General features: G+C 54.8%; 24 protein-coding genes. 4 read left to right on the top strand and 20 right to left on the bottom strand.

Annotated elements, in window-relative coordinates; translation table 11 throughout:
* Positions 1 to 72 precede the first annotated feature (72 nt).
* Both ACNKU3_RS15510 and ACNKU3_RS15505 read left to right on the top strand, forming a co-directional pair.
* Positions 73 to 1,122 (top strand): MraY family glycosyltransferase, encoded by a 1,050-nt coding sequence (locus tag ACNKU3_RS15510; RefSeq protein WP_418260419.1) that lies wholly within the window; start codon positions 73 to 75, stop codon positions 1,120 to 1,122.
* The gene (locus ACNKU3_RS15505) at positions 1,123 to 2,181 is read left to right on the top strand and encodes a hypothetical protein (protein ID WP_418260418.1); all 1,059 of its coding nucleotides are present in this window, start codon (positions 1,123 to 1,125) and stop codon (positions 2,179 to 2,181) included.
* Positions 2,182 to 2,211: 30 nt separating this feature from the next.
* Here ACNKU3_RS15505 and ACNKU3_RS15500 read toward each other — a convergent pair whose 3' ends face one another.
* From ACNKU3_RS15500 to ACNKU3_RS15490, 3 genes are all read right to left on the bottom strand, one after another.
* On the bottom strand, positions 2,212 to 3,648 hold the full coding sequence (locus ACNKU3_RS15500; protein WP_418260417.1) for an O-antigen ligase family protein: 1,437 nt from the start codon (positions 3,646 to 3,648) through the stop codon (positions 2,212 to 2,214).
* 11 nt (positions 3,649 to 3,659) lie between these two features.
* Complete coding sequence (locus tag ACNKU3_RS15495; protein ID WP_418260416.1) at positions 3,660 to 3,917, bottom strand: hypothetical protein; 258 nt, start codon at positions 3,915 to 3,917, stop codon at positions 3,660 to 3,662.
* Positions 3,918 to 3,995: 78 nt separating this feature from the next.
* Positions 3,996 to 4,565 (bottom strand): hypothetical protein, encoded by a 570-nt coding sequence (locus ACNKU3_RS15490; RefSeq protein WP_418260415.1) that lies wholly within the window; start codon positions 4,563 to 4,565, stop codon positions 3,996 to 3,998.
* Positions 4,566 to 4,991: 426 nt separating this feature from the next.
* On the opposite strand from ACNKU3_RS15490, the gene ACNKU3_RS15485 reads away from it, so the two are divergent.
* Together ACNKU3_RS15485 and ACNKU3_RS15480 are read left to right on the top strand one after the other, a co-directional pair.
* A complete protein-coding gene (locus ACNKU3_RS15485) occupies positions 4,992 to 6,122 on the top strand; it encodes a nucleotidyltransferase family protein (RefSeq protein WP_418260414.1) in 1,131 nt (376 codons plus the stop codon).
* 63 nt (positions 6,123 to 6,185) lie between these two features.
* Positions 6,186 to 6,929: a glycosyltransferase family 2 protein gene (locus ACNKU3_RS15480; protein ID WP_418260413.1), complete on the top strand. Its 744-nt coding sequence runs from the start codon at positions 6,186 to 6,188 to the stop codon at positions 6,927 to 6,929.
* Positions 6,930 to 6,962: 33 nt separating this feature from the next.
* On the opposite strand, the gene ACNKU3_RS15475 is transcribed toward ACNKU3_RS15480, so the two are convergent.
* The 17 genes from ACNKU3_RS15475 to ACNKU3_RS15395 all read right to left on the bottom strand — a co-directional run bounded on the left by ACNKU3_RS15475 (position 6,963) and on the right by ACNKU3_RS15395 (position 25,860).
* Positions 6,963 to 7,853 carry an FkbM family methyltransferase gene (locus ACNKU3_RS15475; RefSeq protein ID WP_418260412.1) on the bottom strand — a complete coding sequence of 297 codons (891 nt, stop codon included), beginning with the start codon at positions 7,851 to 7,853 and terminating at the stop codon, positions 6,963 to 6,965.
* Between the two features lie 57 nt (positions 7,854 to 7,910).
* Positions 7,911 to 8,816: a glycosyltransferase family 2 protein gene (locus ACNKU3_RS15470; protein ID WP_418260411.1), complete on the bottom strand. Its 906-nt coding sequence runs from the start codon at positions 8,814 to 8,816 to the stop codon at positions 7,911 to 7,913.
* A 562-nt stretch (positions 8,817 to 9,378) separates the two neighbouring features.
* On the bottom strand, positions 9,379 to 10,548 hold the full coding sequence (locus ACNKU3_RS15465; protein WP_418260410.1) for a glycosyltransferase: 1,170 nt from the start codon (positions 10,546 to 10,548) through the stop codon (positions 9,379 to 9,381).
* On the bottom strand, positions 10,545 to 11,642 hold the full coding sequence (locus tag ACNKU3_RS15460) for a glycosyltransferase family 4 protein (protein ID WP_418260409.1): 1,098 nt from the start codon (positions 11,640 to 11,642) through the stop codon (positions 10,545 to 10,547). The genes ACNKU3_RS15465 and ACNKU3_RS15460 overlap by 4 nt, the downstream gene beginning before the upstream one ends.
* 148 nt (positions 11,643 to 11,790) lie before the next feature.
* Entirely contained in the window at positions 11,791 to 12,672 is an 882-nt protein-coding gene (locus tag ACNKU3_RS15455) for a sulfotransferase family protein (protein ID WP_418260408.1), read from the bottom strand.
* Positions 12,673 to 12,721: 49 nt separating this feature from the next.
* Positions 12,722 to 13,330: an acyltransferase gene (locus ACNKU3_RS15450; RefSeq protein WP_418260563.1), complete on the bottom strand. Its 609-nt coding sequence runs from the start codon at positions 13,328 to 13,330 to the stop codon at positions 12,722 to 12,724.
* A gap of 38 nt (positions 13,331 to 13,368) precedes the next feature.
* Entirely contained in the window at positions 13,369 to 14,652 is a 1,284-nt protein-coding gene (locus ACNKU3_RS15445) for a hypothetical protein (RefSeq protein WP_418260407.1), read from the bottom strand.
* Positions 14,653 to 14,654: 2 nt separating this feature from the next.
* Positions 14,655 to 15,656, bottom strand: coding sequence for a hypothetical protein (locus ACNKU3_RS15440; RefSeq protein WP_418260406.1), 1,002 nt, complete (start codon positions 15,654 to 15,656; stop codon positions 14,655 to 14,657).
* A gap of 33 nt (positions 15,657 to 15,689) precedes the next feature.
* Complete coding sequence (locus tag ACNKU3_RS15435; RefSeq protein WP_418260405.1) at positions 15,690 to 17,000, bottom strand: lipopolysaccharide biosynthesis protein; 1,311 nt, start codon at positions 16,998 to 17,000, stop codon at positions 15,690 to 15,692.
* Positions 17,001 to 18,019: 1,019 nt separating this feature from the next.
* Positions 18,020 to 18,346 (bottom strand): MarR family EPS-associated transcriptional regulator, encoded by a 327-nt coding sequence (locus tag ACNKU3_RS15430; RefSeq protein WP_418260561.1) that lies wholly within the window; start codon positions 18,344 to 18,346, stop codon positions 18,020 to 18,022.
* Positions 18,347 to 18,507: 161 nt separating this feature from the next.
* On the bottom strand, positions 18,508 to 19,008 hold the full coding sequence (rfaH, locus tag ACNKU3_RS15425; protein ID WP_418260404.1) for a transcription/translation regulatory transformer protein RfaH: 501 nt from the start codon (positions 19,006 to 19,008) through the stop codon (positions 18,508 to 18,510).
* Positions 19,005 to 19,751, bottom strand: coding sequence for a tyrosine-protein phosphatase (locus tag ACNKU3_RS15420; protein WP_418260403.1), 747 nt, complete (start codon positions 19,749 to 19,751; stop codon positions 19,005 to 19,007). Before ACNKU3_RS15420 ends, rfaH begins: the two co-directional genes overlap by 4 nt.
* A gap of 80 nt (positions 19,752 to 19,831) precedes the next feature.
* On the bottom strand, positions 19,832 to 22,063 hold the full coding sequence (locus ACNKU3_RS15415) for a GumC family protein (protein WP_418260401.1): 2,232 nt from the start codon (positions 22,061 to 22,063) through the stop codon (positions 19,832 to 19,834).
* Positions 22,064 to 22,603, bottom strand: coding sequence for a polysaccharide biosynthesis/export family protein (locus tag ACNKU3_RS15410; protein ID WP_418260400.1), 540 nt, complete (start codon positions 22,601 to 22,603; stop codon positions 22,064 to 22,066).
* 42 nt (positions 22,604 to 22,645) lie between these two features.
* Positions 22,646 to 23,101 carry a hypothetical protein gene (locus ACNKU3_RS15405; RefSeq protein WP_418260399.1) on the bottom strand — a complete coding sequence of 152 codons (456 nt, stop codon included), beginning with the start codon at positions 23,099 to 23,101 and terminating at the stop codon, positions 22,646 to 22,648.
* Positions 23,101 to 24,273, bottom strand: coding sequence for an outer membrane beta-barrel protein (locus ACNKU3_RS15400; protein ID WP_418260398.1), 1,173 nt, complete (start codon positions 24,271 to 24,273; stop codon positions 23,101 to 23,103). The genes ACNKU3_RS15405 and ACNKU3_RS15400 overlap by 1 nt, the downstream gene beginning before the upstream one ends.
* A gap of 195 nt (positions 24,274 to 24,468) precedes the next feature.
* Positions 24,469 to 25,860: an O-antigen ligase family protein gene (locus tag ACNKU3_RS15395; RefSeq protein ID WP_418260397.1), complete on the bottom strand. Its 1,392-nt coding sequence runs from the start codon at positions 25,858 to 25,860 to the stop codon at positions 24,469 to 24,471.
* Between the last annotated feature and the right edge of the window lie 36 nt (positions 25,861 to 25,896).

The raw sequence follows: 25,896 nt of genomic DNA, 5'->3' as shown, positions 1-25,896 counted from the left end.
TGTCATGCTTTTGTAACCCGAAGCATCGTTAATTGCGCAACAATATGGATTTCCGGCCCGGAAGGACCCGACATGCAACTGATACTCTCGCTGGCGTTTTTCGCCTACCCCATCGCCCTGCTCTGCGCGATCGTGGGCCGGCGCGCGGGCCTGGTCGACCACCCGGACCACCGCAAACGCCACTTGGGGAGCGTACCCCTGACCGGCGGTATCGCCATCGTCCTGAGCATCCTCGTGGGTAACTTCCTGCTGGGCTTCAACCAGTTTAACGTCGGCGTACTGACCATCATCGCCCCGCTTTTCGCACTGGCGGTGTACGACGACATGGGCCACGTTCACGCCGGCCTGCGCCTGGTGCTGGAATTCGGCGCCGGCATCCAGCTGGCCACGGTGGGCGGGGTCGCCATCCACAACGTGGGCAACCTGCTTGGCCACGGCGACATCCCCCTGTTGTGGCTGAGCATACCGCTGACCGCACTGGCGGTTGCCGGCCTGACCAATGCCTACAACATGATCGACGGCATCGATGGCCTCGCCGCCTCGCTGATTGCGCTGCCGCTGTTGGTTCTCTACATACTGGCGCTGAACGCAGGCCACCCGGGCACCGATCACCTGCTGATCCTGCTGGTGCCGCTGGGTGTGTTCCTGCTGTTCAACCTCGGCCCCAACAATCGCTGGTTGCCCAAGGTCTTTCTCGGCGACGCCGGCAGTATCACCCTGGGTGTGTGCGTTACCGCGACGCTGGTGTACTTTTCCCAGGGGAGCAATCCCCTGATTCAACCGGTGACCGCCCTGTGGCTGGTGACCGTGCCCCTGATGGACATGCTGGGCACCATGATTCGCCGCCTGCGCGCCGGCCGCAGCCTGATGGACGCCGACCGCGACCACATCCACTACTGCCTGATGGGCATGGGCTTAAACGCCCGCCAGACCCTGGCTTTATTGTGCGTCCACGGCTGGGGCTGCGCGCTTACCGGCGTGCTGCTGGAGGCCGTGCCGGCCTGGATCAGCCTCGCCTGCTACTTCCTGCTGTTCATCCTGCACTGCCTGTTCGTGGTGCGTTCACAGCGGATCGCGGAATGGATGAAGGCGCGGCGCAGCGAGCACAACCACCCGGCCTGAATGGACACCGCTGCCACAGGCGCCGCAGCATCGGCCCTTCCCCGCAGCGCCTACATCGTCAATCCCGCCTACGACTGGCTGCTCTTCCTGCTGCCGCCGGTGGCGGCGCTGGGACTGGGTTTTGTCATTACCGGCACCTGGTTCAGTGACGCCGGGTTCGAGCTGGCGGGTTACGATTTCAGCCCCAGCGGGCTGCTGATCGGCGTGTTCATCCACGCCCACCTGGTGGCCGTGTTTTTCCGCAGCCACGGCAATCCGGCCATCTTCCGCAGCTTTCCACGCCGCTTCGTGCTGGTGCCGCTCCTGCTCTACCTGGCCATGCTGAGTTCCAACTGGGCGCTGATCTGCGTTTCCGTGCTGGCCACTTTCTGGGACGTGTACCATTCCGCGCTGCAGACCTTCGGCTTCGCGCGCATCTACGACAACAAGTGGGGCAACGACCCCGCGGCGGGCCGCCAACTGGACTACTGGCTCAACCTGCTGCTGTACGCCGGGCCCATCCTCGCGGGGGTGACCATGATCGACCACTTCGAGGATTTCGCAGAGTTCGAGGAAGTGGGCGCCACCTTTTTCACCCGGATACCCGCCTACATGGAAGGGCACCAGCAATACTATGCCTGGGCGGTGATCGCCCTCGGCTGCGCCTTCCTGCTCTACTACCTGCACGCCCAGTGGCGGCTGTCCCGGCAGGGCTACCGGGTTTCGCCGCTCAAGGTCTACCTGCTGGCCAGCACTGGCGCGGTCTCTATCCTCACCTGGGGCTTCAACACCTGGGGGGAAGCCTTCTTCATCATGAACTTCTTCCACGCCCTGCAGTATTTCGGCATCGTCTGGGCCCGGGAGCAGGGCAACCTGGTACGGCTGTTCCGGGTGGGCTCGCTGCCCAACGGCAAATACCTGGCCCTGGCCCTGTTCCTGGGAGCCACCTTCGGCTACGGCTTGTGGGCAGAGCTCTCGGACACCAGCATCACCGCGCTGTGGGCGCTCACCCTGACCGTGTCGATCATGCACTTCTGGTACGACAGCTTTATCTGGTCCGTGCGCAAACAGCAGGTGTAACACCGTGAACTCGCCCGCCGTACTCGCTACTTAGACCAGGGCTGCTGCCTCCCGGGCGGGCGCTGGCGATCTCGCTGGATGGCCGCGCCCGAGATGCAGGCTGACCCAGCCCAGCGCCATCAGCACCACGAACAGGGCCGCGTTGGCGGGAATTTGCAGGTTGAAATCCACCACCGAGTGAATCAGCAGGGACACCATGCCCATGGAGGCGCCCAGGCCGAGCCCGCGCAACAGGCGGTCCCGGCGGCGCCGGGTGGCCGCCAACGCCGCCCACAGCGAGGCGGCCGCCGCCACACCCAGCAGGGCCGTGGCCGGCAGGCCCAGCTCCACGGCGAACTCCGCGTAATCGTTGTGCGCGTGATCGTAGTAGGGCTCCACCTCGCCGCGCTGGTACAGGGGAAAGATGGCATAGAAACTCCCCGCGCCGGTACCGGTCAGCGGGTAGTCGGCAATCGCCGCCAGCGTGTCGAAGGCCACCTCGTCGCGCTGCTCCGATGCCAGCGAGGTGGCCTCCAGGCGCTCCACCACCCGGTGAATGCCGAAGAAGTTGCCCACGACCCAGATATCCACCACCAGCAGGCTGGCGAACAGCAGCAGCGTACCCCGCGACAGCCGCCCGCTGGCGATCACCCAGTAGACGACGGCCAGGGTGAGGCTGATGAAAAAGGCCGAGTTACCCATGCGCGAGCGCGTCATCACCAGGCCGATAACCATCACCGTGAGGTAGACCCGCAGGCGCACCTTTTCGCTGAGCAGCAACCTGAGCCCCCGGCGCAGCGCCTGCCGCCAGCTACTCGCCCGGCGGTTGTTCTCCTGCAGGGTGCCGACCATCATCCCGATGCCGAGCGCCAGGGTCATTTCCAGGTAGCCGGCGAGGTGGTTGCGGTTGATATAGGTGCCCGTCGCCGCGCCGGTGTTGACCTCTTTCAACAACACGTAGTCGAACTGGAAGCCCGACAGCGTGAGAAAGGTGCCGTAGGCGGCCTGGAAAACGCCGCCGAGCACCAGCACCGCGAGCAGCGCCTTGACCCGCTCCCGCGACGTGACCAGCAACAGGGTAAGGCCGAACAGCTGCAGGTAGGCGAGGGTGAGACCGAGATCCACCCGGGTGGCAAAACGCTCCAGGGAAATACTGCCCGGCCCAGGACCCACACCATTGATCCCGGACGCCCCCGGCGACAGGTTCGCGAGCACTGCCGGCGGCAATGCCACGGCCTGCAGGCGAATCCACAGACACACCAGCGCCAGGCAAACCAGCACCGGCCAGGCGGCGCGGAAGGCGGCGGAGGGCTTCAGGCGGCCGGCGACGAACAGTGCGAGCACACCGAGAGTAAGCAGGGCGGTGCAGATTTCCATCAGGGACCACGACCAGGGCCGGTTGCTGCCCCAGGGTAGCGGCAACCACACCAGCAGGCCCAGGAACGCATAGAACAGGACCCGCTCGCTATCGCAAGACCGCGAAGACACGGTTCAGTCCGTCAGGAAGGGCTGGGCTTCTTTTTTTTCTTTTTCTTTTTCTTTTTCTTCTTGGAACCGTCGCCCGCCTGTTGCGCCTCTTCCCAGTCTTCCCTGCGTGAGTAGTGGCGCGTGGCATCACCCAGGGGGTTCGCCTCCAGGCCGGCGTAGTGGCCCGGCCCTGCCAGGCCAGGGCCGGCGAACTCGTCCGATGCCGTCGCACCCAATGGCAGCGCCAGCGCCGCCGCAAGCAGAATGCGTGTTGTGGAGTACAGTTTCATGGGATACAGCCTCCCTGCCAGTGCTACTTGTCCAGTTACCTGCCGATGATCATTCCCCGTACATTACTACCTGCTGAACTACCTGCTGATATCGGCAACCGTGAGTCCTTCCCGCACGTCGAACGTGCGCAGTACATCGGTGGCACCAACCACCATGGTCCGGGTTTCGGTGTCGAGCGCCTGCCAGGAGCTGGCACTCAACTCCGCCAATAAATCCATCATGTCGCCGCGGCGGCTCCCCAGGCGGGCCATCTGCCGCAAGGCCAGCTGGTAGTCCGCGTCCGCATAGAGCCGCTGGTTGTAGAGAATCAATGCCAGGTCGTCCCAGTCCCCCACCCAGGTCGGCCGCTGCGACAGGGAGGCCATGTAGGCCTGTGCCCCGGCATCCATGGCCTCGAAGGTCTGGTCGTTGCTGAGCCCTTCCATGCCGAGGCGCCAGGTGTACAGGTCGCCCAGCTCCGCCTGCAGCGCCGGATCATCCGGCATCAGCCGCAGCGCAGCCTGCAAACGCCGGTACTCCCGCTGCCATTCGGCCTCGGAGGGTTCGACTTCCCACTCGCTCCACCAGTCCATACGCGCAGAGGCGGGAAGCGCCTGCCATTCGGCAGCGAGGCGCAGCCCACCCCAGAGCAGCTGTTGGCACAACACGAGCACCCCGAAAGTGCCCACCAACAGCCGGATTGCGGAATCCCGGCGAACCAACATATCTTTAAAAAGCTAGCCGAAAATCAACAAATCACCAGATATTTTTTTATCCGGTTTCAAGACGAGCCATCGCAGTGCACTCACCGGCGGATTTGTTCAGACCAGTGCGCTGAAAACGAAAAATCGCTGCGATTTTTCCGGAAATGTCGCAGCACGGCGCACCCGGTGGCGAGCACCATCCAATTTGGTGCCGCCCATTCAAGCGCAAAAATTACGCGATAGATGGCGTCACGCCGGCATGATTCTTCATTCGCGGAGGATAGATGCCCACACAGTGCCTTTCCCTTCGTCCGGCATTTGCCTTTAAATACACCCCATGAAGACACCAACACCAGTCCCGCGCCGCCCCTGTTCCGCACACGACAACAGATGACTATCGGCGGCCACTACGACTACGAGATGCACCGCGTGGCGCTGGCGCCGTTGCTTCCGGGTGCGGGCAAAGCGGCGCTGCAACTGGCCACGGAACAGGCACTTGCGCTGGGCGAGGCAAAGTTCGGGCACTTCCTGCAGGCACAGGGCCTGGCGCCCTTCTGGGCCGCCCGGCTGCACGAACACGGGCTCACCGACCAATTTTCCCAACAGCTTTACGCCGACCTGCACCAGGCACGGCTGCAGGCGACCGGCCAATACCTGGCGCAAAGCCACGCACTGAAAGCACTACGCCGCGTTCTCGACAACAGCAACATTCCCCACCTGGTGTTCAAGGGCGCCCACACCCGCGAGCGCTACTTTCCCGAGCCGGCCCTGCGGCCCGCCGTGGATATCGACGTGCTTGTGCCCCGGGAGGCGCGAACCGACGCTATTCATGCCTTCATAACCGAAGGCTTCGACCTGCATGCCCTGCCGGAGAACATCAGCCACGAATGCAGTCTTACCCGCGGCCATACCAGCATCGACCTGCACTGGGACATCCTGCGCCCGGGCCGCACGCGTATTCCCATGGCAGGGCGCTTTCTCGCCTCGCGGCGAGACTATGGCGACTATTGGGGCCCGAGCGACGAGGTCACCCTGTTCCTGCTGCTGGTACATTCCGTGTTCACCAAGTACCTGACGACACCGCAGGCCAGCCTGGTGCGGCAACTGGATATCGCCTGTTTACTGCATACCAAAGGACCTGATTGGCGCGAGGTGACACGATGGCTTGCAGAGAGCGGCCTGAAAACCGCCGGCTGGCTGAGCCTGAAATGGTTCAGGCAATGCACGGCAATTGAAACCACCCTCAACGCCGAAGAGGCACTGCGACCAGGGAAGATACGCAGGGGCTACCTGGAGAACTGGCTGGACAGCAACCGGACCAGCCGCTGGCTAGATACCCCAATGCGGGTGCAGCTTGGCTTCACCCTGGCGGCACACGATTCACTGCGCGACGCACTGCGGGCGACTCAGGTGGCACGGGAATGCCGGTGGCGGGGTGAGGAAGAGGTTGGGGAAATTGAAGCCCAACTCAGACAGCGGGAACGTAAAATTTCGCTAACTGGAAGCACACAGCCACGATAATTCGTATTATCATGACTAGGACTTTTTCGATTTCACACTCACTCAGTCGACCACAAATCCAGCATGTCCATCACACTCATTACCCCTGTCTGGAACAATGCAGGCACCGTAGCCGACTGCATTCGCTCCATCAATCGGCAGACGGTGAAGTGCCAGCACATCATCGTGGATGGCGGTTCCACCGATGGCACCCAGGACGTTATCGAAAGAGAAAGGGCTGAAGGGTCGACGTTTATCAGCGAACCAGACCGGGGGATGTACGACGCCATCAACAAGGGCATCGCACTGGCCGAGGGCGAGATTGTCGGCGTGCTCAATTCCGATGATTTTTATCCCACCGACGATGCTCTGGAACTGGTAGAAAAGGCTTTCGAGAAACCTGAGGTCAGCGCCAGCTATGGCGACCTCTATTACGTCGACAGGGAAAATCCTGAAAAAGTGGTGCGTAACTGGCGCTCTGGCGAGTATCAACCTAAGAAGTTCTACAACGGCTGGATGCCGCCACACCCCACGTTCTTTTTGCGACGCGAGCTTTACAAGCGCCACGGTGGATACCGCCTGGACCTCGGCTCGGCAGCGGACTACGAACTGATGTTGAGGATGTTACTAAAGCACGACACGACCGCCGCTTACGTACCAAGAGTTCTGGTGCACATGCGAACGGCGGGAATGAGTAATGCGAGTTTCAAGAACCGGGTCAGGGCGAATCGCAGTGACCGGAAGGCCTGGGCGGTGAACGAAATAAAACCCAAACCCTGGACGCTGTTGGCGAAGCCGCTGGGAAAGGTGGGGCAGTGGTTAGGTTAGGCCATGAGAAGATTAACGCACGGTGAAACCCGCTTAAAACGTACGCCCGTTGATCGTCAGATGATTGGCTGTTCGAATTCTTTCTTCAACAAAATCCTTATTCCTAATGAAAAGAGTGTTACCGGAATCCAAATTCTTTCCATTGAGGTCGACCAATAAGCGTTCAAATGGGCTGTATTCGTACGTTCGGAAACCGTTATCGAGCATCATTTCAAGGATTTCAGATTCATCGACGCCATATCGTTGCCCGCTACCATTGAGTTCCATGATTACTGAATGCAAAGATGGCCTGGCAAGAAGCTGCGTTGCGCCCCGCAACACAGACATCTCAAAACCCTCCACGTCAATCTTCACGAAGCTGGGGTCCTCCCCAGTTAAAATATCGTCGAGCGTACTAACCTTCACCTCTATAACGTTAACTTCTTTCTCATGCTCCGTCAGCGCATGATTCACCGTATCCTGATCTGACGTAAATAACAGCTTTCCCGGGTTATCGCTCATTCCGAGACAAGGGTGATTCACGCGAGTTTCGATATGGTTAAGGCGCAGATTTTCCACAAGCCTTCTATGCGTTGTAGGCACCGGCTCAAAGGCGAAGCCTCGGGCACCAATCACTGCCCCAGCCAGAAGTGAATATGACCCCACGTTTGCACCTACATCGACAAAAATGTCCTCCTTACGCAAAACGTGCAACAGATACGCCATGTCCGCGAACTCATGCAGACCGGTGTATATATTGCCCGTGAGTCCGGTTTCACCCCTACGCACGTAGAATCTGGCGCCGGCGACCCAATCGAAAACCTTGTCTCCAGGCAACAATCGACTACCAAGTTGCCATTTCAGGAAGTCAATAATCGATGCCGCTCTCCTGTCACTGTTCAAAGGATGTTGGAGGACGAACTCCAATGTTTTCTGTATCGACACGATGCTATTAGTTCCAAAATTAAGCTGGTTTGAATCGAGCAGCCTTCTGGAAACTACTCAATCTGAATCTAGCGTAATACCCAACACATTTTGAATGGCGGATTGGGGGTCACAGTTGTTTTTCCTAATGTATTGTTGGACTTGATACAACTTTACGTCTACCAGATAGCGATACCAGAAGCCCTGTAACACATGGAAAGCAGTGCCCTCCCGGCCATCGAGAAAGCCCAGACGTAGAAAATAGCGATAGAAAAAGTAAGCGAAAGCTCTGAATCCGCCTGGCAGGCGAGCATAGACATTTTCCTTGATCCAACGCTTAACTGAAGCCTGCGAGCCGCTGGAAAGACTTGCAACCGTATCATGAGGAATGAAGCTGTATTCGAGATTAAGCAGATCGACCACTTCCCGACTGGCGTAATTATTGTGCTTGTCGATCCACCAAGTCAGAGAGTTTAGGTTGTCATCAATCAACTCGTTTTCGAATTTCACAGTCTTCCCGGTAATCTTTATATGCTCATCCATCCAACGGTTTTCACATTTGCCCGCACCTTGACGGAACAGGCGCAGCACCTGCACAGGGAATACGCCTCCATGGCGGATCATACACCCCATGAAAGTCATTCGACGCGGCAAATAGACTCCAGCTATATCTCGGGGCAAGCCCGCCAGCTTTGATTTGATTTCGCTGATCAAGTCCGATGTCAAATATTCATCTGCATCAATGCGCAGCACCCAATCAATATCATCGTCGAGCTGAGAAAGTGCATAGTTAAATTGGGTCGAATAATTAACCCAATCCTTTTGGAGAACACTAGCGCCTAACTTGATGGCTACATCCACAGTCTTATCCGCGGAATAACAGTCCAGAACCAGGATCCCATCTACTATTTCTTGTACGCTTTTAATACAACGTTCAAGATGCTTCTCTTCATTAAACGTGAGGATTATTGCGACAACTTTCAAGGTGCGGGAACCACTGCATCTATGGAGATCGTTTCGAGGAGTTTACGTGGCTTAATAGGCACTGCTGGATTACCACTAGCGACGACCCATGGATCAATGTCCGTAAAAACACTTGAACGCGCTGTGATCACGGCTCCGTCTCCAATAGTAACTCCTGGCCCGACAAAAACATCTGCCGTGACCCAAGCCCGTTCGCCGATGTGGATAGGAGCTACGACTAGCGGCATAGCCGACCTACTGTAGTCGTGGCTGGCAGTACACAAGTAGCTGAATTGACTTATTGTCGTATGGGCACTGATCGTAACTTGCGCTACACAGTAGCAATTTACACCATCCGCCAAACAACTGTAGTCTCCCATTCGTAGGTTCCATGGCGCCCATACTTTGGATGATGGGTATGGGTGGACTTTACGTCCGATATCTGCGCCGAACAACCTGAGCAGGAAACTCCTCCAACCGTGTAAAACTTTTGGTGATGGACGGTAAAGCAAAGCCCAAGTAACTCCCCACAAAACGCGAGCAATACGATTCTTGTTTGTAATTTTTGCTGGCTCGAGCCGTTTCATTGCAGTCTCAAGCAATCATGCATAGAGCCGCCATCCAACACCCACTCGTAAACCGCAGACATTCTTGTGGCGACAGAGCTCCAAGTAAAACGCTTCTCAACGAGACTGCGGCCAAACGCACCCATCCTCTCACGCTCCTTATGACTCATATCAAATAGCAAACACAGTGCTTCTTGAATTGCATCCACATTTGGCTCCATTGACAATGCTGCTCCCGCAGATACACCTTCCGGGAGATTGCATTGTGGCGTCATCAATACAGGTAACCCGTGAGCCCAAGCCTCAAGAACAGCGATAGGCAATCCTTCGCTGAACGATGGAAGTACAAAAGCATTCGCCCTTAGTAGACTTGCAGATTTATCAATTCCGAACTGCGGCCCCACAAAACGTACGCTATGCTCCAATCCAAGCAGAGAAGTCATGGATACTAACTCTGAGAGATGTTCGTTCTGGTCCCAGCCAGCAATCGCTAGAATCCACTGCCCTTTCGAAACGGGTTTTGCCAGTGACCACGCGTGCAAAAGATTGGATAGTCCTTTTTTCGGGTGGAGACGGCCTAAAAACAAAAGTACATTTGTGTCTTTGGGTAGAGTTTTTGCCCATTCCGGCTCAGGAATATCGCCGAAATCTTTAGGCAATTCTACACCATTGGGAATCACGGCAATTGGATTTTTCAATCCATAAGCACGCATAGCGTCGGCCTCGGCATTACAAAGCGCGTGCAGACACGAAGCCCCTTTCAGGTGACGAGTTTCATAAATAAACTCAGCCACACGTTTCTTCCAGCGAGCATTATTGACTGCCCAAGGATCGAGCATACCATGTGGTGAAATCACCCACGGTTTTCTTGAATGCTTCCCCCACCGAAAAGTAGCCATCGACGGATACATCCATATCCCATGTGTATGCAGAATATCTAGAGATTCTGAAGCCAATCTTTCTTTGAGACCAGGCAGATATCCGAAGGAACGAGGCCCGACGGCATCTAAAACATTTAGTGGAATCCCTGCCCACTTATAGAGGTCTTTTTCTGAGTAACAATCGCGCCCAGAAAAAACCCGCACTTGGCACCCCGCATCCTGTAGATGCCTAGCTAATGACGGCACTGCCCAAAATAATCCACCAGCCTGCCTTGAAGAAGACGCAGTTAATAACCCAACTTTCATCGCAAAGAAACTAAACGAAGCAATAGTTGATCAATCAAATGTAGTCTCCGCCCTGGTGCTACTGTAGCAATATCCACTGCCTGCCGAAGTCCATCGGCAAATTTTTCTGGGGTCCATCTGTCGATAATATCTTTGCTAGCGCCCCCTAAAGCGTCACGGCTTTGATCATTCATAGATGTAACGTGCAACATTTGGCTAGCCAGTTCATTCTCATCGAAAGGATCAAACTTGAAGCCATTTCTCCCATCCTCAACCAAATCAGTTGCACAACCACAGCGCTCAGAAACCAAAATCGGCAGCCCAGAAGCCATAGCCTCATTCACAGCCAGACCCCATTGATCTGAAATACTTGCATGGACAAAGGTCCCTGCATTGGAGTAATAGCTAGGCAACTCTCCGTATTGTATAAATCCAGGCAGATATACCAGATCCTCTATCCCTAAATCTAACAAAAGCTTCTCAATAGTTGGCCGAAGCTCCCCGTCACCAACCAGTACCAGCGGCCAGACCAATGACTCATCCATATCCCGGGCATAGATACTATAGGCACGTATTAAAGTGGTAATGTTCTTCTTGGGCACAAATCTTGAGACGGCTAAAAAGTACTTCTTGTTTCCTAAGGCAGGTACCAAGCCTTGGTGAAACTCCCGAGATATAGAGAAATGCATATTGTCGACAACATCGTATCCCTCGGTAATACGATTCTCGGAAAACCCTAATTTCTCCAAATAACGTCTTTGCGAACTTCCAGCGACAAATGCGGCATCAAAATAGTTGAGTATTAAAGACTTAATCCATTCCTTGTACCACCTTCGTCTCTCATCCAGTTCAGTACTATCGGACATTAAAATGGCTGGAACGCTATTTTTTTTACACCAGAGCAGAGCGCATATCGAATAACGCTCTGACCACCCCGGAATCGCAACCGCGTGCAATTCTCTTTTTTCTAATGCCTCGGTTAAGCGTATCTCTAGATCACCTAACGCACTCTTATCCATTCTTTGCTCGTACAGAGTGACGGTTTCAAAACCCGAGTCATTTGTAACGACTTTCTCCCAAGAATAGACTTCATCCATGGATACAATCTCAATCAAAATTGTATCCATCACTCTAGCCAACGCGTCAATACGCGCCGCATGATATGGGGATATCCTATCCACTATAACTGCGATACGACTAGGATCGCGAATCTCAACGCCATGAGTAAGTTCACCCACCACAGATGTACTCTTCAGATCGCCGTCATTCTGGAATAGCGTAACCTGTCGCAATCATCAAATCTTTTAGATTTTTGACTGCACAATTCAATTGAGACTGTTTCCATGCGCGCCAGTTACCAGTACTTCCTTGAATTCTTTTAGTACCACGGACGATCGGATCCTCAGTGCCAAAATCATGCGGAATCCTTGAAAAATTCATGATCTCATCGCACCACGGCTCGCCGATAACTTCGATAACTCTTTCTAACTCTACTCTAGTATTTTCTACTAGATCTTCGTATCTAAGCTTCACGTATCGGCTTGAGGTTTGATCAAAAAAAGCTAGCTGTTTGAGACCAGCTCTCGCCACGTATTTACACACGTTATCCAGGTAATCTCCATCTTTTCTCACAACATCCCACTTCCTCGACCAGATGGAATAGGCGACATCTAGCGGATTACGAATTATATTTACGAAAACGACATCAGGTGCAAAAAGTTGATCTATCTCATTCAAGTATTCAAAATACTGAGGCGTCTTGTCTGCCCATCGACTCTTACCTTTGGCTTTTCTATATGCTTCGTGGAAATATGAAGACTGTGAAGCCAATACCTGTCGTACAGAATCATGGCTGATCGAAAGATTATCAAAACCTATACTCGCCTCATCGTCGCTAATCAGAGAAAAGTAATGTGACATGAAAAAACTTTCTGGGGGGCAAGCAATTGCTGGGTGAGAGTCAATTATTCTTCTAAGTAAACTCGTACCAGATCTATGTGTACCAATTATAAATATTGGCGAAGGTGAACGCTCATCGACATTTGAAACTACAATCTCTCGCTTATGTACTACCCAGCCCTTTCCAAGAAATGCCCGAAATCTACGGAAGAAGTAATTTATCTTAACGGTAGCTGCTGTTTGCATAGCGTTGATAATCTTGTGATGAATTCACTGAGCTAGTTTAGATAAAACTTCAAGCGGATATTTCCTTTGTTAACACCCTCGAAGATATCTGTTTTGCGGGAACCCCTCCTACTATTGAGAACGGCTCTACATTTTTATTTACTAGTGAATTCGCAGCCACAATTGCACCTCTTCCGACAGTAACTCCTTTCAGTATTGCCGCACCTCTACCAACCCAAACGTCATCCTCAATCTTAACTGGTGATGTAGTAATGCCTTGTTGATTCATTGGAATCTCTATATCTGAGTATGTGTGATCTGAGTCTCTAATACTCACATACTCACCAATCATTACATCATTTCCAATTGTTACCATTTCATCACTAGTAATTACGAAGCCGCTGTTCAGCATAACCCTATCCCCGACAATTAAGCTACCATTCGGCCCAGCTTTAAGAACACCTGATCCAAAGTGACAAAAGCTACCGAGTGAAATTGATCCATTCCTATAATGCAGCTTAGGCCAACCAAAGCAACTCATACTCGATCCACACCTGAAGTTCTTAAGTAAAACCTTAGCGTAGGCACTCCAGATAATACCCCTGACTAGCGCAACCGCTCGGTGAGCCGCCTGCAGAAGATCAATTCCATCATATTTCAACTTTTTCATGTTTTTCATGTTCTTCACGTTTTTCGCCAGCACTAATCGCAAATTTATTAGGCTCTTATATCCAAATTTGTACGTTTGTCGCGGCCATGCTGGGAAAAATACAGGACCAAAAACAAAATAATGTAGGACCTCAATATCATTGAAAGAGCATTTCCAGGTGTATACGCCACCGCAATCATCGCTGGTACTGTGAGTACTATGTACAAAATCACAGACTTTTCATTTCGACTGCCACAGGCCCGATTCCACAGCACTGCCATATATCTCCCCAAGAAGAACCAGAAAACAACTCCCAAATAGCCGAACTCCAAGAAAAGCCACGACACCCCGGTAATAAACTCATTCGAAGGAATCAAATATCCATATTTCCAATGCACTATATTCCACGGTATTGGCTGGCCCAATAAGTCCTTCTTGAACTCTCTTCCAAGTACGGAACTGGGAACGTAGTCTCTAATCAGAGTCTTTAAGAATCCGGCACCCAGACCAAGTTCATGATTATCCTTAGCAGCGCCAACCATCAACACTCCATTTTTCGTTTCACCATAATAACCACTGCTCACCTGAACCATCGACGCTTTCGGTGTATTCCCGCTGTCAAAAAGTTCTTTTAAATCAATGGATCGAAACTGGGGAAAAGAATTTATGACTAATAGGGCTACCAGAGAAAAGAAAATCATCCAAGCGCGACTAAATCTCACATTTTTCTCAAAAAAGAGAAACATGTAAACGGTACAAGCAAGTATGAAAAACACTAATCTCCTATTGAATAGGACAACATAGATTACAGGTATCACCATCGAAATCATGGAAAAAATCAAATACCAACGACGACCGGTTCTACTCCACGAAACAAGAAGAAGTGGAACCGCCAGGTAGACAAATTGAACAAAAAAAACATACTGTACCGCGAGCCCTTCCCAAGTTAGGTCTGCCCCTCGTGTTAGAAGGAAGTTCGAAAAACCTCCGCTTAGCGAGGATAGTTTCCAAAGAGAGAATGCGGAAATTGCAGTGAGAACGATGCCGCAAAGGGCCATATGGGAGTGACTTAATGAACTCGAGGAAAGACTATTTTTTTTTGGAGCAGCAACTTTTTTTCTATAGTAAAAGCCCATGTAGGCAAATAGTAGACTTGCAATAGTCAGAATAATATACGTGGCAATCTCATCATAGTATTGGAATGATTCTGCTGAATTGAAGGCAGTTAGTTGTGGGCCAATATATAGGGCAACAATCGCGCACATAAAAAAGGGGGTATGATAAAAGCCATTCTTCTGCGATGCAGAATATGACAATAGTAGAATAATGATTACCCAGAAAACTATTATCATTATCAATGCTTTTCGTTAAAGAGTCTTTTCCAGTCCTCAGAAACTGCTGTTATTGAGCATTCTTTTTCTACATATGCTCTTCCTGAAGAGTTCGAATAGCTCTTGCAAGGCTGAATCGACCGATTGAGTAAAGAAACGGCTTCAAAAACCTCATTTGCTGAATACCTTTTTGGTAATTTTAAAATCGGCTCACAGCCACTATTGCCAAACATCGAACAGCTTTTTCCACCATTGATAATGACATGTTTATTGCATGCTAGCGCCTCAAACAATGTAGTAATCCCAGTTGGAATTTCGCTACTATCAGACAGTATAAGTACATATGTAGCGTCTTGATAAAGTCTACGAAGTTCTTCATAACTAACATTGAATTTTACTTCAATGCTAGCTGCGTTGAGTCTTTTGATCTCTCTATAAACATGCTTGTTTCTCGTCACTCTAAGAATCTTCATTCTCGTCATTATGGCAATCTCGCCTAACAATTCTTCGTTACGCAAATGGTCGCCAGGAACAAATAAGTACTTTTCTAGATCTTCATCTGATACCTCTCGAGCGCGAAAGTAATCAGTATCTGTGAATAGGCCAATCTGCGATATTTCTTTACGAGGGAATAGTCGGCGCAGATATCTAGCGGCGACTGGCTCATAAACGGCTATTTTTTTAGATCTAGACAAAATGATATTTACAGCACTCCGTTTAAGGAAACCTAAACGGGAAAATGGCCGCCACTGATATAGAGAATACAATTCCATCGGAAGTGGCAATAATGCCACAACGAGAAATGCCAGAGACGGATTGAAACAAAGCAAACGAGGTCTCACACCTCGAAGAAAAGACTTGATCACCTCGATGCTTGGATTGCGGCAATAGCAAACTTCGTATCCTGCAAACTCTAACGGCGAGACAAACCACTTTGGAGCCCGGTCACTTTTACTATCTAGAAGTCTACTAGCAATCTCGGGGCTATAGTCTAAATTCACAAAAACTTTTTGATCAGAGACCATTACATAGGCCTCAAAGAAGTAGGTTCGTTATAGTCATTGTCTTCCTGATTTCGTAAGTAGGCTCAATACCAATGAGATATCTTCCTTTGACGGAATAATTTTTGTGACAGTTAGACCATCTCCCTTTAGCACAGTTACGAGCAGCACCACACAGCGAAATAGATGAGCAAATAAATATGCTAGTCCAAAGCCAACAAACCCGTAATGGGGGCTCATCATGAGGGACAAAAATATCATCGATAGTAACGCCATAAGCCTAGCTAGAATTGTAGGTTGAAGATTACCCTCACCCTTTAGCCGCTCTTCTACCACGTCGGCAGTAATCATCGCGAAAGAAGCGACCAGGATCATAGCAACAGCTGTAAGGGACGAAAAAAATTTTGGTCCGAAAAATATACCTATAATAAATTCACTACAAGCCCACAATACAACGAATAGGAACCCAGAAATCAAAAGCGTTAGTCTTACAGAAGAATAGAATTTTTCATGCTTTATCGAACTCGCGTCACGAATATAGTGGGCAAATGTAAGAGTATTGATTGCATGGGTTATCGGAAATACTAGGGCAGCTAGCGTTTTCCCAGCCGCCCAAACCCCTAGCTCTTCATTGCTTACTGCATATCCTCCAACAAGGTAATCACTTTGTATAAACGCGACGGCAAGTATCGAGTTTAGAGCGTACGGGGTCGAATTTCGGTACAATTTTGCTACATATCCAAAATCCAAGCGGAGATAATTTTGCTTCCTTCTTATGCAGCTCAGTGTCTGAAAAAGAATAAGTGATAAATTTACACCAATCATGCAGATAAATGCTTCTAACACTTCAATTCCTGAATAAAAATGAATCCAGGCCAATCCAATCATGTACGCAGGAAAAAAGACGACCCTAAACAGGTTGTATTCAATCCATTTTTTGTGCCCGAGGTAGATCGACAAAAAGAGAACGGTTCCAATATTTGTAGTGACGAATAAAATACCAATTAGAATATACTTTTCGTCAGCGAACATTTGATATCCGATGCCGTCTAACAGCACAAAGATACCTCCGGACAATAGCCCGCCGATGAGACACAACCCAATAATTGGTAGTCCCTTTTCGCTTATGTTGTTTGAATTCTTTGATGCTAGCTCTTGCTCCTTCGACGAAATTTTTGCTAAGTAAACGGGCAAACCCCATAGCGAAAAATTCACGACCAAACTGTAGACAGCAAATAGCGAAACGTAGTCGCCTCTGCCTGCAGGACCCAACCATCTCGACAAAACAATGCTAACTACCGCAGTGAATATTGAAATCAATAGATTCGCAATTGTAGTTTGTCTAAAAATGCGTGAACTATCACCCATTTAGAATTTTACCGAAAGTTTAGTTTGTTCCATTGTTAAAAATACAGGGGACATGCTCCAAAAGAGGTTGTCTGAGCGAAATGGTCACTGGTTCGCTATTACGAAAGCTTTCCTCAAGACCACGCCCCATTTGAAGTCAAACCAAAGGAATTCAGGAACAATTTTTTCAGACCTTTTATAGCGATAAAACTCAGAAAAAATCGCTTGAGAAACGCGGATTAGTGCATATCACAAAAGGTCGGCCTTTTATTTCATCGAGTTCGTTTTGCAAACTTTCAACTTCATGCATCTTTCACTACAGCTATCTGGCGGTAGTGCTTCTTGGCTTTGATGCCTTTAGGGATCAACAAATATGAGCAAGCTACCTCGCAGGGAGAGCTCTTAGAGTTGTTGACCTTGATGTGACTCTTCCCTACCAAAGGCCCCAGGTCATAGCTAAACTTCTCCAGGCTGATGCTGAGTTCATAGGCTCTTTCTCGCTGGGCGCCCTCGTCGATTTGGATTAGTAGAAGCTGGGACTTATGGAGCGCTTTATTTGTTTATTGTTTGGGTACACTGCGACCCTTTCCAGGGGTGGTGAGTAGTGCGGTTTGACGGTGGTTTCCATTAGTTTGTTAATAAGTTGAATATAAGGGCATTAAATGTTGAGTCATTTCGAGACAGATGACTGCATCTCTTCAGTTAGATGGTAGGCAGTGCTACCTTCTCTCGATATCCGCCTTCGCGGGAACGAAAAAACGTTTTCCCGAACTCGCGAGCCACAGATTTTCTTATTTTAATCAATTACCCATGATCTCGATAATAAGCATCCAAATTCTTGATTTGAACGCTTGATAACAAAGTTTTTCTTATCTGCCAAAAAAATGCTGACTCTTGCTTGTTGGTTTGTGCGTGTGTGGCATTAGTTCAAACCCGCAACTTTCGTCGAAAAGAACTCCCAACTTCAGGGACGGCAGTTTGCTGCTAAATCCCAAGTCTTAATACATTCCGGTCTGGATGGAAGATCCACTCCCTATCGATCATGTATCACTCGCCATTTCCGCTTTCAATTCCTCGATCTCCCCGCGCAATGCCTCATACTCATCAAGTTTCCGTTGCAGGTATGCGGCTGTAATACCGGCTTTTGCCCGCACGCCTCTCGGAGTCAAAAGGTAAAGATAGGCAGCCTTGTTCTGCGAGTTCTTGAAATTCTTGGCCTTCACGTGCCCCTTCTCCACCAGGGCCTGCAGGCAATAGTTCACCTTGCCCAGACTCACACCCAGCTCTTTCGCGATCTCACGCTGGGTTGCACTCGGATTGGCTTCCAGCAGGCGCAATAATTTGTAGTGGGCTTCTTCAGTTAGCATTTTGGACACGCTACCGCCCTACCCGTCTGGTATGGGCATGGCCGGGAATGGGTTGTTTATTATGATTTGTTCAACAGTTGAACACAGCTTTGTGACAATGTGAAGAACGAAGAGTGAATTGAGTGCAACTTGGCGGGGCAGGAGTGCCCTGCTTACCTCTTTCAGGTAGCGCCCAGCGCGTCCAGTTCGATAGCTATTGGGGTTTGGCGGCCGAGCAGTTCGAGCAAAAGAATTGCTCGTTCCTCGCCAACGGGGTGCTGGAAAATCCCGGTAAGGCCGGCGAAGGCACCCGCCAGTACCTGCACCGGGTCACCGGGGCGATGCGGCCAACTGTCGTCCACGCGTTCGCCCGCCTCCGCATTTTCCGCCTGGCGCAGGTAGTGAATCACCGCGTCCGGCACTGGCCGCAGGAGCTGGCCGAAGCGCACCAGCGCGATAACGCCCAGGGTGGAACGAACGGGGGCCAGGCTCTGCTGCCCGGCGTCGGCATGGATAAACAGGTAGCGCGGAAACAGCGGCTCGGAAACCTGGGTCCAGCGTTGCCGCCGCTGTTTGCGCTGGCGAATCATGGGCAGGTAGGTGGTGTAATCCTGGCGCTGCAGGTTTTCCCGGGCCACGTGTTCCTGCCGGGGTTTGGTCTGCACGGCATACCATTGCTTCATTGTGTCGTGTCCTCCATGGCGGCGAACTGTCCCGCGGTGATGGCGGCGGGGGTGTGCCACATCAGGCTGCGTGCAGTCTCTTCACTATAGCGCAAACAGATGGCGTCGAAGGCAAGGCGCAGCGCCGGTTGCCGGGGGCCATCGTTGTGGCCGTCGCTGGCTACCACGGCCACCTTGCCCTCTGCCAGTAACTGGTGCGCCACCGCCTCGGCCCGCTCGCCGAAGCTGCCGATCACCGAGCCCGCGGTCACCTGCAGCCAGCAGCCGGCCTCAAGGAAGGGTAGCAGGGAATCGGGGTCGCGCATTACCTGCTTGTTGCGCTCCGGGTGCGCAATCAGGGGCCGGATGTTGCGCGCCAGCAGCCAGCGCACCAGCTTGTCGGAGCCCGGGATAATGTGCCCGTGGGGGAATTCCAGCAGCATGATGCGAAAGCCGTCCACCTCGCCGTAGAAGGGTATTTCGTCCCGCATCAGCTGCTCGATGATCTGCTCCGAAAGGCGCACCTCGGCGGCAAAGCCCAGTTGCAGGGGGATGCCCTGCTGCACCAGCTGCGCCCGCAATTCGCCGCAGGCGCGCCGGATAATCTCGCGGGTGTTGTTCCAGCGCTCGGGGTGAATGTGCGGCGTGGCCACCGCGTGGGTGGTGCCCGCCGCCACGGCAATGCGGCACAGCGCCAGGCTCTGCGCCAGGGTATCCGGCCCGTCGTCGATGCCGGGTAGCAGGTGGGTGTGCAGGTCTATCATACGCGGGTCACGCTGCGTTGCCTGGGCCCGTGCTTGCGGGCACGGGCATGCGGGTAGTTATCGGTATGTGCCTGCCAGGGCTACGCGGGCTCCTCCTTGCTCTGGTAATACTCCTGGTACTGGTAGTACTTGCCGCCGTAGGAATACCTGCTGGCCTTCCTCATGTCGAACTGGTTCAGCACCACGCCGGTCAGCGGCTCGTTGCTGGCCACGATGCTGGCAATGGCCTTCTGTGCGGCGGTGGCGGGGGTGCTGTCCGCCTTCACCACGTACACCACGGAATCTGCGTAGCTGGCCAGCACCAGCGCGTCGCTCACCGCCTGTACCGGGGCGGAATCGATCACGATGCGCTCGAACTGGCCGCGCAGGAAATCGATGGCCTCGGCGAAGCGGCGCGAGCTCACCATCTCCAGCGGGTTGGGCGGAATAATCCCCGCCGGCATCACGAAAAGCTGCATGGCGCCCACCTTCTTGATGCACTGTTTCAGGTCCACCGTGCCGGAAACGAAGTGGCTGAGCCCGGGATGGTTGGCGGGAAGGTCGCAGCGTTTGGCCAGGCTGGGGCGGCGCAGGTCGGCGCCGATCACCAGGGTCTTTTCCATCTGGCCCAGGGCGGATGCGAGGTTGAGCGCGGTGGTGGACTTGCCCTCGCCGGGCACGGTCGAGGTCACCAGGATGACCTTCGCCGGCTCGTCCAGGCCCGAGAGCACCACCCCGGTGCGGATGGTGCGAATGGCCTCCGCGTACTGGCCCTGGGGCTTCTGCCAGAACTGGGGGAAGTTGCCGTCCCTGTCGGTCTTCAGTTTCGGCAGGGTACCCAGCAGCGGCACGCCCAGCCTGTCCACCACGTCGTCCGGCGTTTTCACCGTGTTGTCCAGGATATCCAGCAATATGGCGATACCGCAGCCCAGCATCAGGCCGAGAATCAAGGCCAGCATCACGCTCATTTTCTTGTTCGGTTTCACCGGCCAGCCGGGCACCATGGCGCGGTCGAGTATGCGCGCATGGGGCTTCTCGAAACCGCCGGTTTCGCTCACGCTCTTGATGCGGGTAAAGAAGATGTCGTACAGCTGCCGGTTGGTGTCTACCTCCCGCTGCAGCTCCTGCAGGCGGAACTCAACCCGGTTGAAGTCCTGCAGTTCGCTCTTGCTCGCTTCCCAGGTCTGTTCCAGTTGGCGCTCGTTGCGCAGGGCCAGGTCGTACTCGCGACTGATGCCGGACACCACCTTGCGCACCTCCCGCGCCAGGTTGGCGTTCGCCTCCTCCAGCTCTGCCTCGCCGGCAATCATCTTCGGGTGCATGGGGCCGTAGCGCTTGGCCAGCTCCGCCACCCGGCGTTCGGCGCCGGCCTGCTCGCGCTTGATGTCGGCAATCAGGCTGTGGTTCAGCACCGCGGGAATGGTCAGCAGCTCGTCGGTGCTGGCGTCGCCCATGCCCTGCACTTCCTCGCGAATGGCCTGCGCCTCGATGCGCTGGCGCCGCGCCTCCTCCAGCCGCTGGGAGAGAATGGCCAACTCGCTGTTGCCCAGGCTGGTCCGCCCCTCCACGCTCACCAGCCCCTCCCGCTCGCGGAATTCCTGCAGCGCGCTCTCGCTCTCCTCCAGCTTCTGCTTCAGGTCCGCCATCCGGGTGTCCAGCCAGTCGGTGGCCTGCAGGGTGCCGGTCAGGCGGTTCTCCAGGTTACTGGCGATAAATTCCTCGGCAATGGCGTTCACCACGGCCGCCGCCAGCTTGCGGTCGGTGGATTCATAACTGAGGTACACGATATAGCTGTACTGCACCGGCGCCACCGAAAGGCCACCGGCAACGGCGCTGGTCACGGCCTGGATAGCCTGCTCCTCGCGCTCTTCTGCACTGAGTTGCGGCGGGGGCTCCCGCTTGCTGGCCGGCAGCAGGCTCTCCAGGCTGAAACCGCCGTCCTCCTCTTCACCGTCTTCCGGCAGGAACACCGGGTGCTCGTGCAGGCGCAGCCGGCGCACCACCCGCTCCGCGAGGCTGCGGCTTTTCAGGATCTCGTACTGGGTTTGCGTGTAGTTGTAGTTGCCGGTGTCCAGGCCGTACACGTCTTCCACACCCACCACGTTGGCCTGCGCGCTTTCCAGCTCGATGGAGGCGGTGGCCCGGTACACCGGCTGCATGGAAAACACCGCCAACCCGGTAAGCAGGGTGATGGCAAAGGCCAGGCCGAGAATGCCCCACTTGTAGCGCAGCACGGCGCGGAACAACCGGCCCAGGTCGATGAAATCGTCGTCCGCTGCGGGCTGCAGGAGGGGTGCTTGCGTCTGTGGGGGCACGGGAGACATCTGGTTCATCTAGAAGAAAGTATCCTGCACGGTAATGATATCGCCCGGCTGTATATTGTAATCAAGGCCGACTTCCTGCTCCTTCAGCTCCGGGTCCGTACCCGAGATCAGCAGCATCTGCTTCTTGTTGGCCCGCTCGGTAAAGCCGCCGGCCAGGGAGACCGCCTTGCGCAGGGTCAGTCCGGGCTGGAAGTCGACACCGCCGGGGGATTTCACTTCGCCGTTGACGAAAAACGGGCGGTACTTGACGATGGCTACCGATACCCGGGGGTCCACCAGGTAATTCGGCCGCAGGCCATCGACCAGCATTTGCTGCAGTTGCGCGGCGGTTTTGCCGGCCACCACTAGCTCCCCGAGGAAGGGAAAGGAGATGCGGCCGTTCTGGCCGATCAGCATGCGGTCGAAGCTCAGGTCGGGCTCGCCGTAAACGTGAATACTGATTGAGTCGCCGGCATTCAGGCTGTAGCCCCCCGCCGTTTCGGCGAGTGCAGCGCGCCCAACACAAAGTGTGCACAGGAAGAACAGAAACAGCGTGAAACGCCTGGACATGAAACGGGAGCCTCAATCGTTAAAAATGCACGTCGGCGCGGATCAGGCCGCGGGCTGCAACACCGCGATACGCCTTGACGCTTCGGCCATGGCGGCGGCGCCATCCAGGGTGTGCGAGGCATACTCTAACACCTTTTGCCAACCCTGTCGGTGGGCGGGGCGCAGTTGCTGGGCGCGGTACTGGGCTTGCAGCGCGCGCGCGTCCAGGCGCAGCCGCACCTCGGCATCCTGCGCCCAGTAGCCCCGCCAGGCCAGGTACCTGGCCTGCAGGGCATGGTATTCGGGGTTGGCCGGGGCCTGCTGTAACAGGGCTGCGATACCGCGCCCGGTGCGCTCGATGGCCGCCGGGGCCGGCCGGTAATCGGCCCGCCCCCAGAAGCCGACCTCGGTCATGGCGGCGGCGTAGCTGAAATCCTGCCGCAGCAGGGAAGTTGCCTGCCAGCAGGCCGCCAGGGCAATAATCAACAGCGGTGCGGCCAGTGCCAGGCGGGCCGCCATTACAGGCTGAACCCGGCTTCCAGGAAAATGTAGTTGCGGGTGTAGTCGAAGAATGGGTTGGAGGAGTCGCGGTCCTCCCAGCGGTAGCCCAGCCCCAGGTCGACCCAGCGCTGCAGGGCGTAGCTGAGCTGCGCATCCAGGGTATAGACATCGTCCTTGCGCGCGGAGCCGGTATAGTCCTCCACCCCACCACCGAAGCTGAGGTCGGTCTGGGTGCGGCTGTTCCAGCCGTGGTTCCAGGAGAGCCTGGCATCCTTGGTGTCTACGGCATTGCCCTGGCCGTTGGTCTCCTGGGTGAAACGCCGGGTTTCGAAGTTGAACGAGGAGTAGCTGCGCGGCTGCCAGGTGATGTCCGCCTCCCAGGAGAAGCCGTCGTCGTTCTGGCGGGCGTCGGAGTCGTACTGGCGGTCGAACATACCCAGGCGGATGCTGCCGGAGGTTTTCGCGGTTGCCGCCCACTCGGCACCAATGAAGTAGTTGTACTCCTCGCTGTCCAGGCTGCCAAACCGGTCCAGCGGGTTGTCCTTCTTGTACTGCACGTCGGCGTAGCGGGCCTCCAGCAGCAGGTCGGTCTTCGGCGCGACCTTCCAGAAGAACGTGCCCGCGTAGTCGTAGAGATCGCGGCTGCGGAACTGGGTGTACTGCTCGAAGTTCTGGTAGTCGTGGTCGGTAGCCTTTGCCGCCAGTTTCAGGCGGCCACTGGATAACTGGCTGCCGTAGGTGTAGTCGCCGCCCAGGATGGTGCGGTCGAGTTTCACCGGTTTGTCGAAAATCAGCTGCTGCGAAATACCTGTTTCCGCCAGGCCGGTACCACGCTCCTCGTGCCCCTTGCTGTATTCACCGAACACATTAGCCACGTTGCGCGCGTTGAACTCGTGGTGAAGATCCAGGTTGAGCGTGAGGTCGGTAAAGTCGTCGGCGCTGCTGTCGAAGTAGCGGTAATCCGCCAGGCCAACTGTGAGCGAGTAGGTATTCAGGCCGTTTTGCAGCCAGGCCTGTAGTTTGGGCTTGATTTCACTCACGCCAGTGCTCTTCTCGTCATCGGACGAGCGGAACAAGTTGTCGACATAGCCGAGGCTGGTTTCTACGGTTGGCGTCAGGTACACCGGGCCGACCGCCATGTTGGCAGGCTCCACCGCGTTCACCTCGGAGGCGATTGTAAGACTTTGCATGGCTACACAAGCCAGGAACGAATAACGCTCGGCATTCCTTTGCATGGGAAAGTCCTGTTGAAACAGTTTTGTAATATAAAACGACGGATTGCTTATTCGATTATAGGGAAAACCGCTGCAATTCCTAGTGCAAAACGTTGAAACTTCTCACAAAAGAGGGCGTTAGTGTGGCATTTTTGCGAGGAATCGCGGAATTCACCGCCCGGGCGCGCAATCGCGGCCCGGTAGCGCGCGGCAGGCAAAGGCCGTCGCCAGTATGCTCACGAAGGTCAGCGCGTTGGCGGGAATCTGCAGGTTGAAGTCGGAGAGCGAGTGCAGGGCGGCCCAACAGACCGTCATGGTCACGGCAAAAGCCGCCCCGCGCTCGAGCGGCGCGCCGCTCCGGCACTGCACCCGCCACGCGCTGTGCAGGGCCAGCAGGACGACCAGCGCCAGCACCAGCGTCGCCGGAACACCCAGTTCTGCGGCAAACTCCAGGTAATCGTTGTGAGCGTGCACGTAGAATCCTTCCAGTGAAGGGTGCTGGAAATTGGGGAAGATCCCGTAGAAAGAGCCACCGCCGGAGCCGGTGAGCGGAAAGGCCTGGATATAGTCGAAGGTATAGGCGCTGGAAAAAACCCGCGCCTCGCTGTCCGGGCTGGTTTGCTCCAGGCGCTCCACCAGCCGGTCCAGGCCGAACCACTGCCCGAGGATGAGCAGGTCCACCAGCAACAGGCTGCCGAGGAAGGCCACCACCCGCCAGGAAAAACGCCCGCCGGCGTACAGCGCGACGGCCCCAGCCACCCCCAGTGCGGTAAAGAAGGCCACATTTCCCATGCGCGCCCGCGTCAGCACCAGGCCGATCACCATCACCGCAAGGTAGATACGCAAGCGAATCTTGGCGCTCAACAGCAGCGCGAGCCAGCGCTGCAGGCGCTCCCGCCAGCCCTGCGCCGCGGTGGTGGCAAGCTGTGAGAGCAGCAGCCCGATACCCGCGGCCAGGCACATTACCAGGTAGCCCGCGAGGTGATTGCGGTTGACGAAAGTACCCGTGGCCACACCCTTGCCGGTGTATTTCTCGACGAAAAAGCCCAGTTCCAGGCCGCTGAGCACCATCAGGGTGCCGTAGGCCGCCTGGAAGGTTCCGCTGAATACCAGCACCTGTAGCAGCAACTTCAGCCGTTCGCGGGAGTTCACCAGCGCCAGGGTAAGGAAAAAGCACACGGTGAAAGTCAGGCCGCGCAGCAGGTAGGCGCGGGTGGCGGAAGGGTCCAGTGACAGGGTCAGCCAGCCCTCACGGATGTGCCAGGCGTAGGCTTGCGGCGAGAGCCACTGCACCAGGGCGCGGGGCAGGGGCACGGTCTGCAATAGCACCCAGGCCTGGACCAGCAGCAACAGGGCGAGCGGCAGGCGGGCGTAGCGCCAGACCCCCGGGTTGACGCGCGCACCGCCGGCGCAATAGAGCAGCAGCCAGCCGGCGAACAGCAGGCCCGCAAGCAGCGTCAGCAAGGCGGCGGCCCAGGGCCGGTAGGAGGCAAACGGCAGCGGCGCCCAGACCAGAAGCGCGCAGTAGCCGGCAAACAGCAGGGATTCGGGTCGCAGTTTCACAGCAGGTTCAACAGGCAATAAAAAAGGCAGCCGGGG

It is taken from the genome of Haliea sp. E17 (genome assembly GCF_048323675.1).
Taxonomy (GTDB): domain Bacteria; phylum Pseudomonadota; class Gammaproteobacteria; order Pseudomonadales; family Halieaceae; genus Mangrovimicrobium.
Note: the sequence above shows the minus strand (reverse complement) of the source record. Positions and strands in the feature narration are given on the sequence as shown.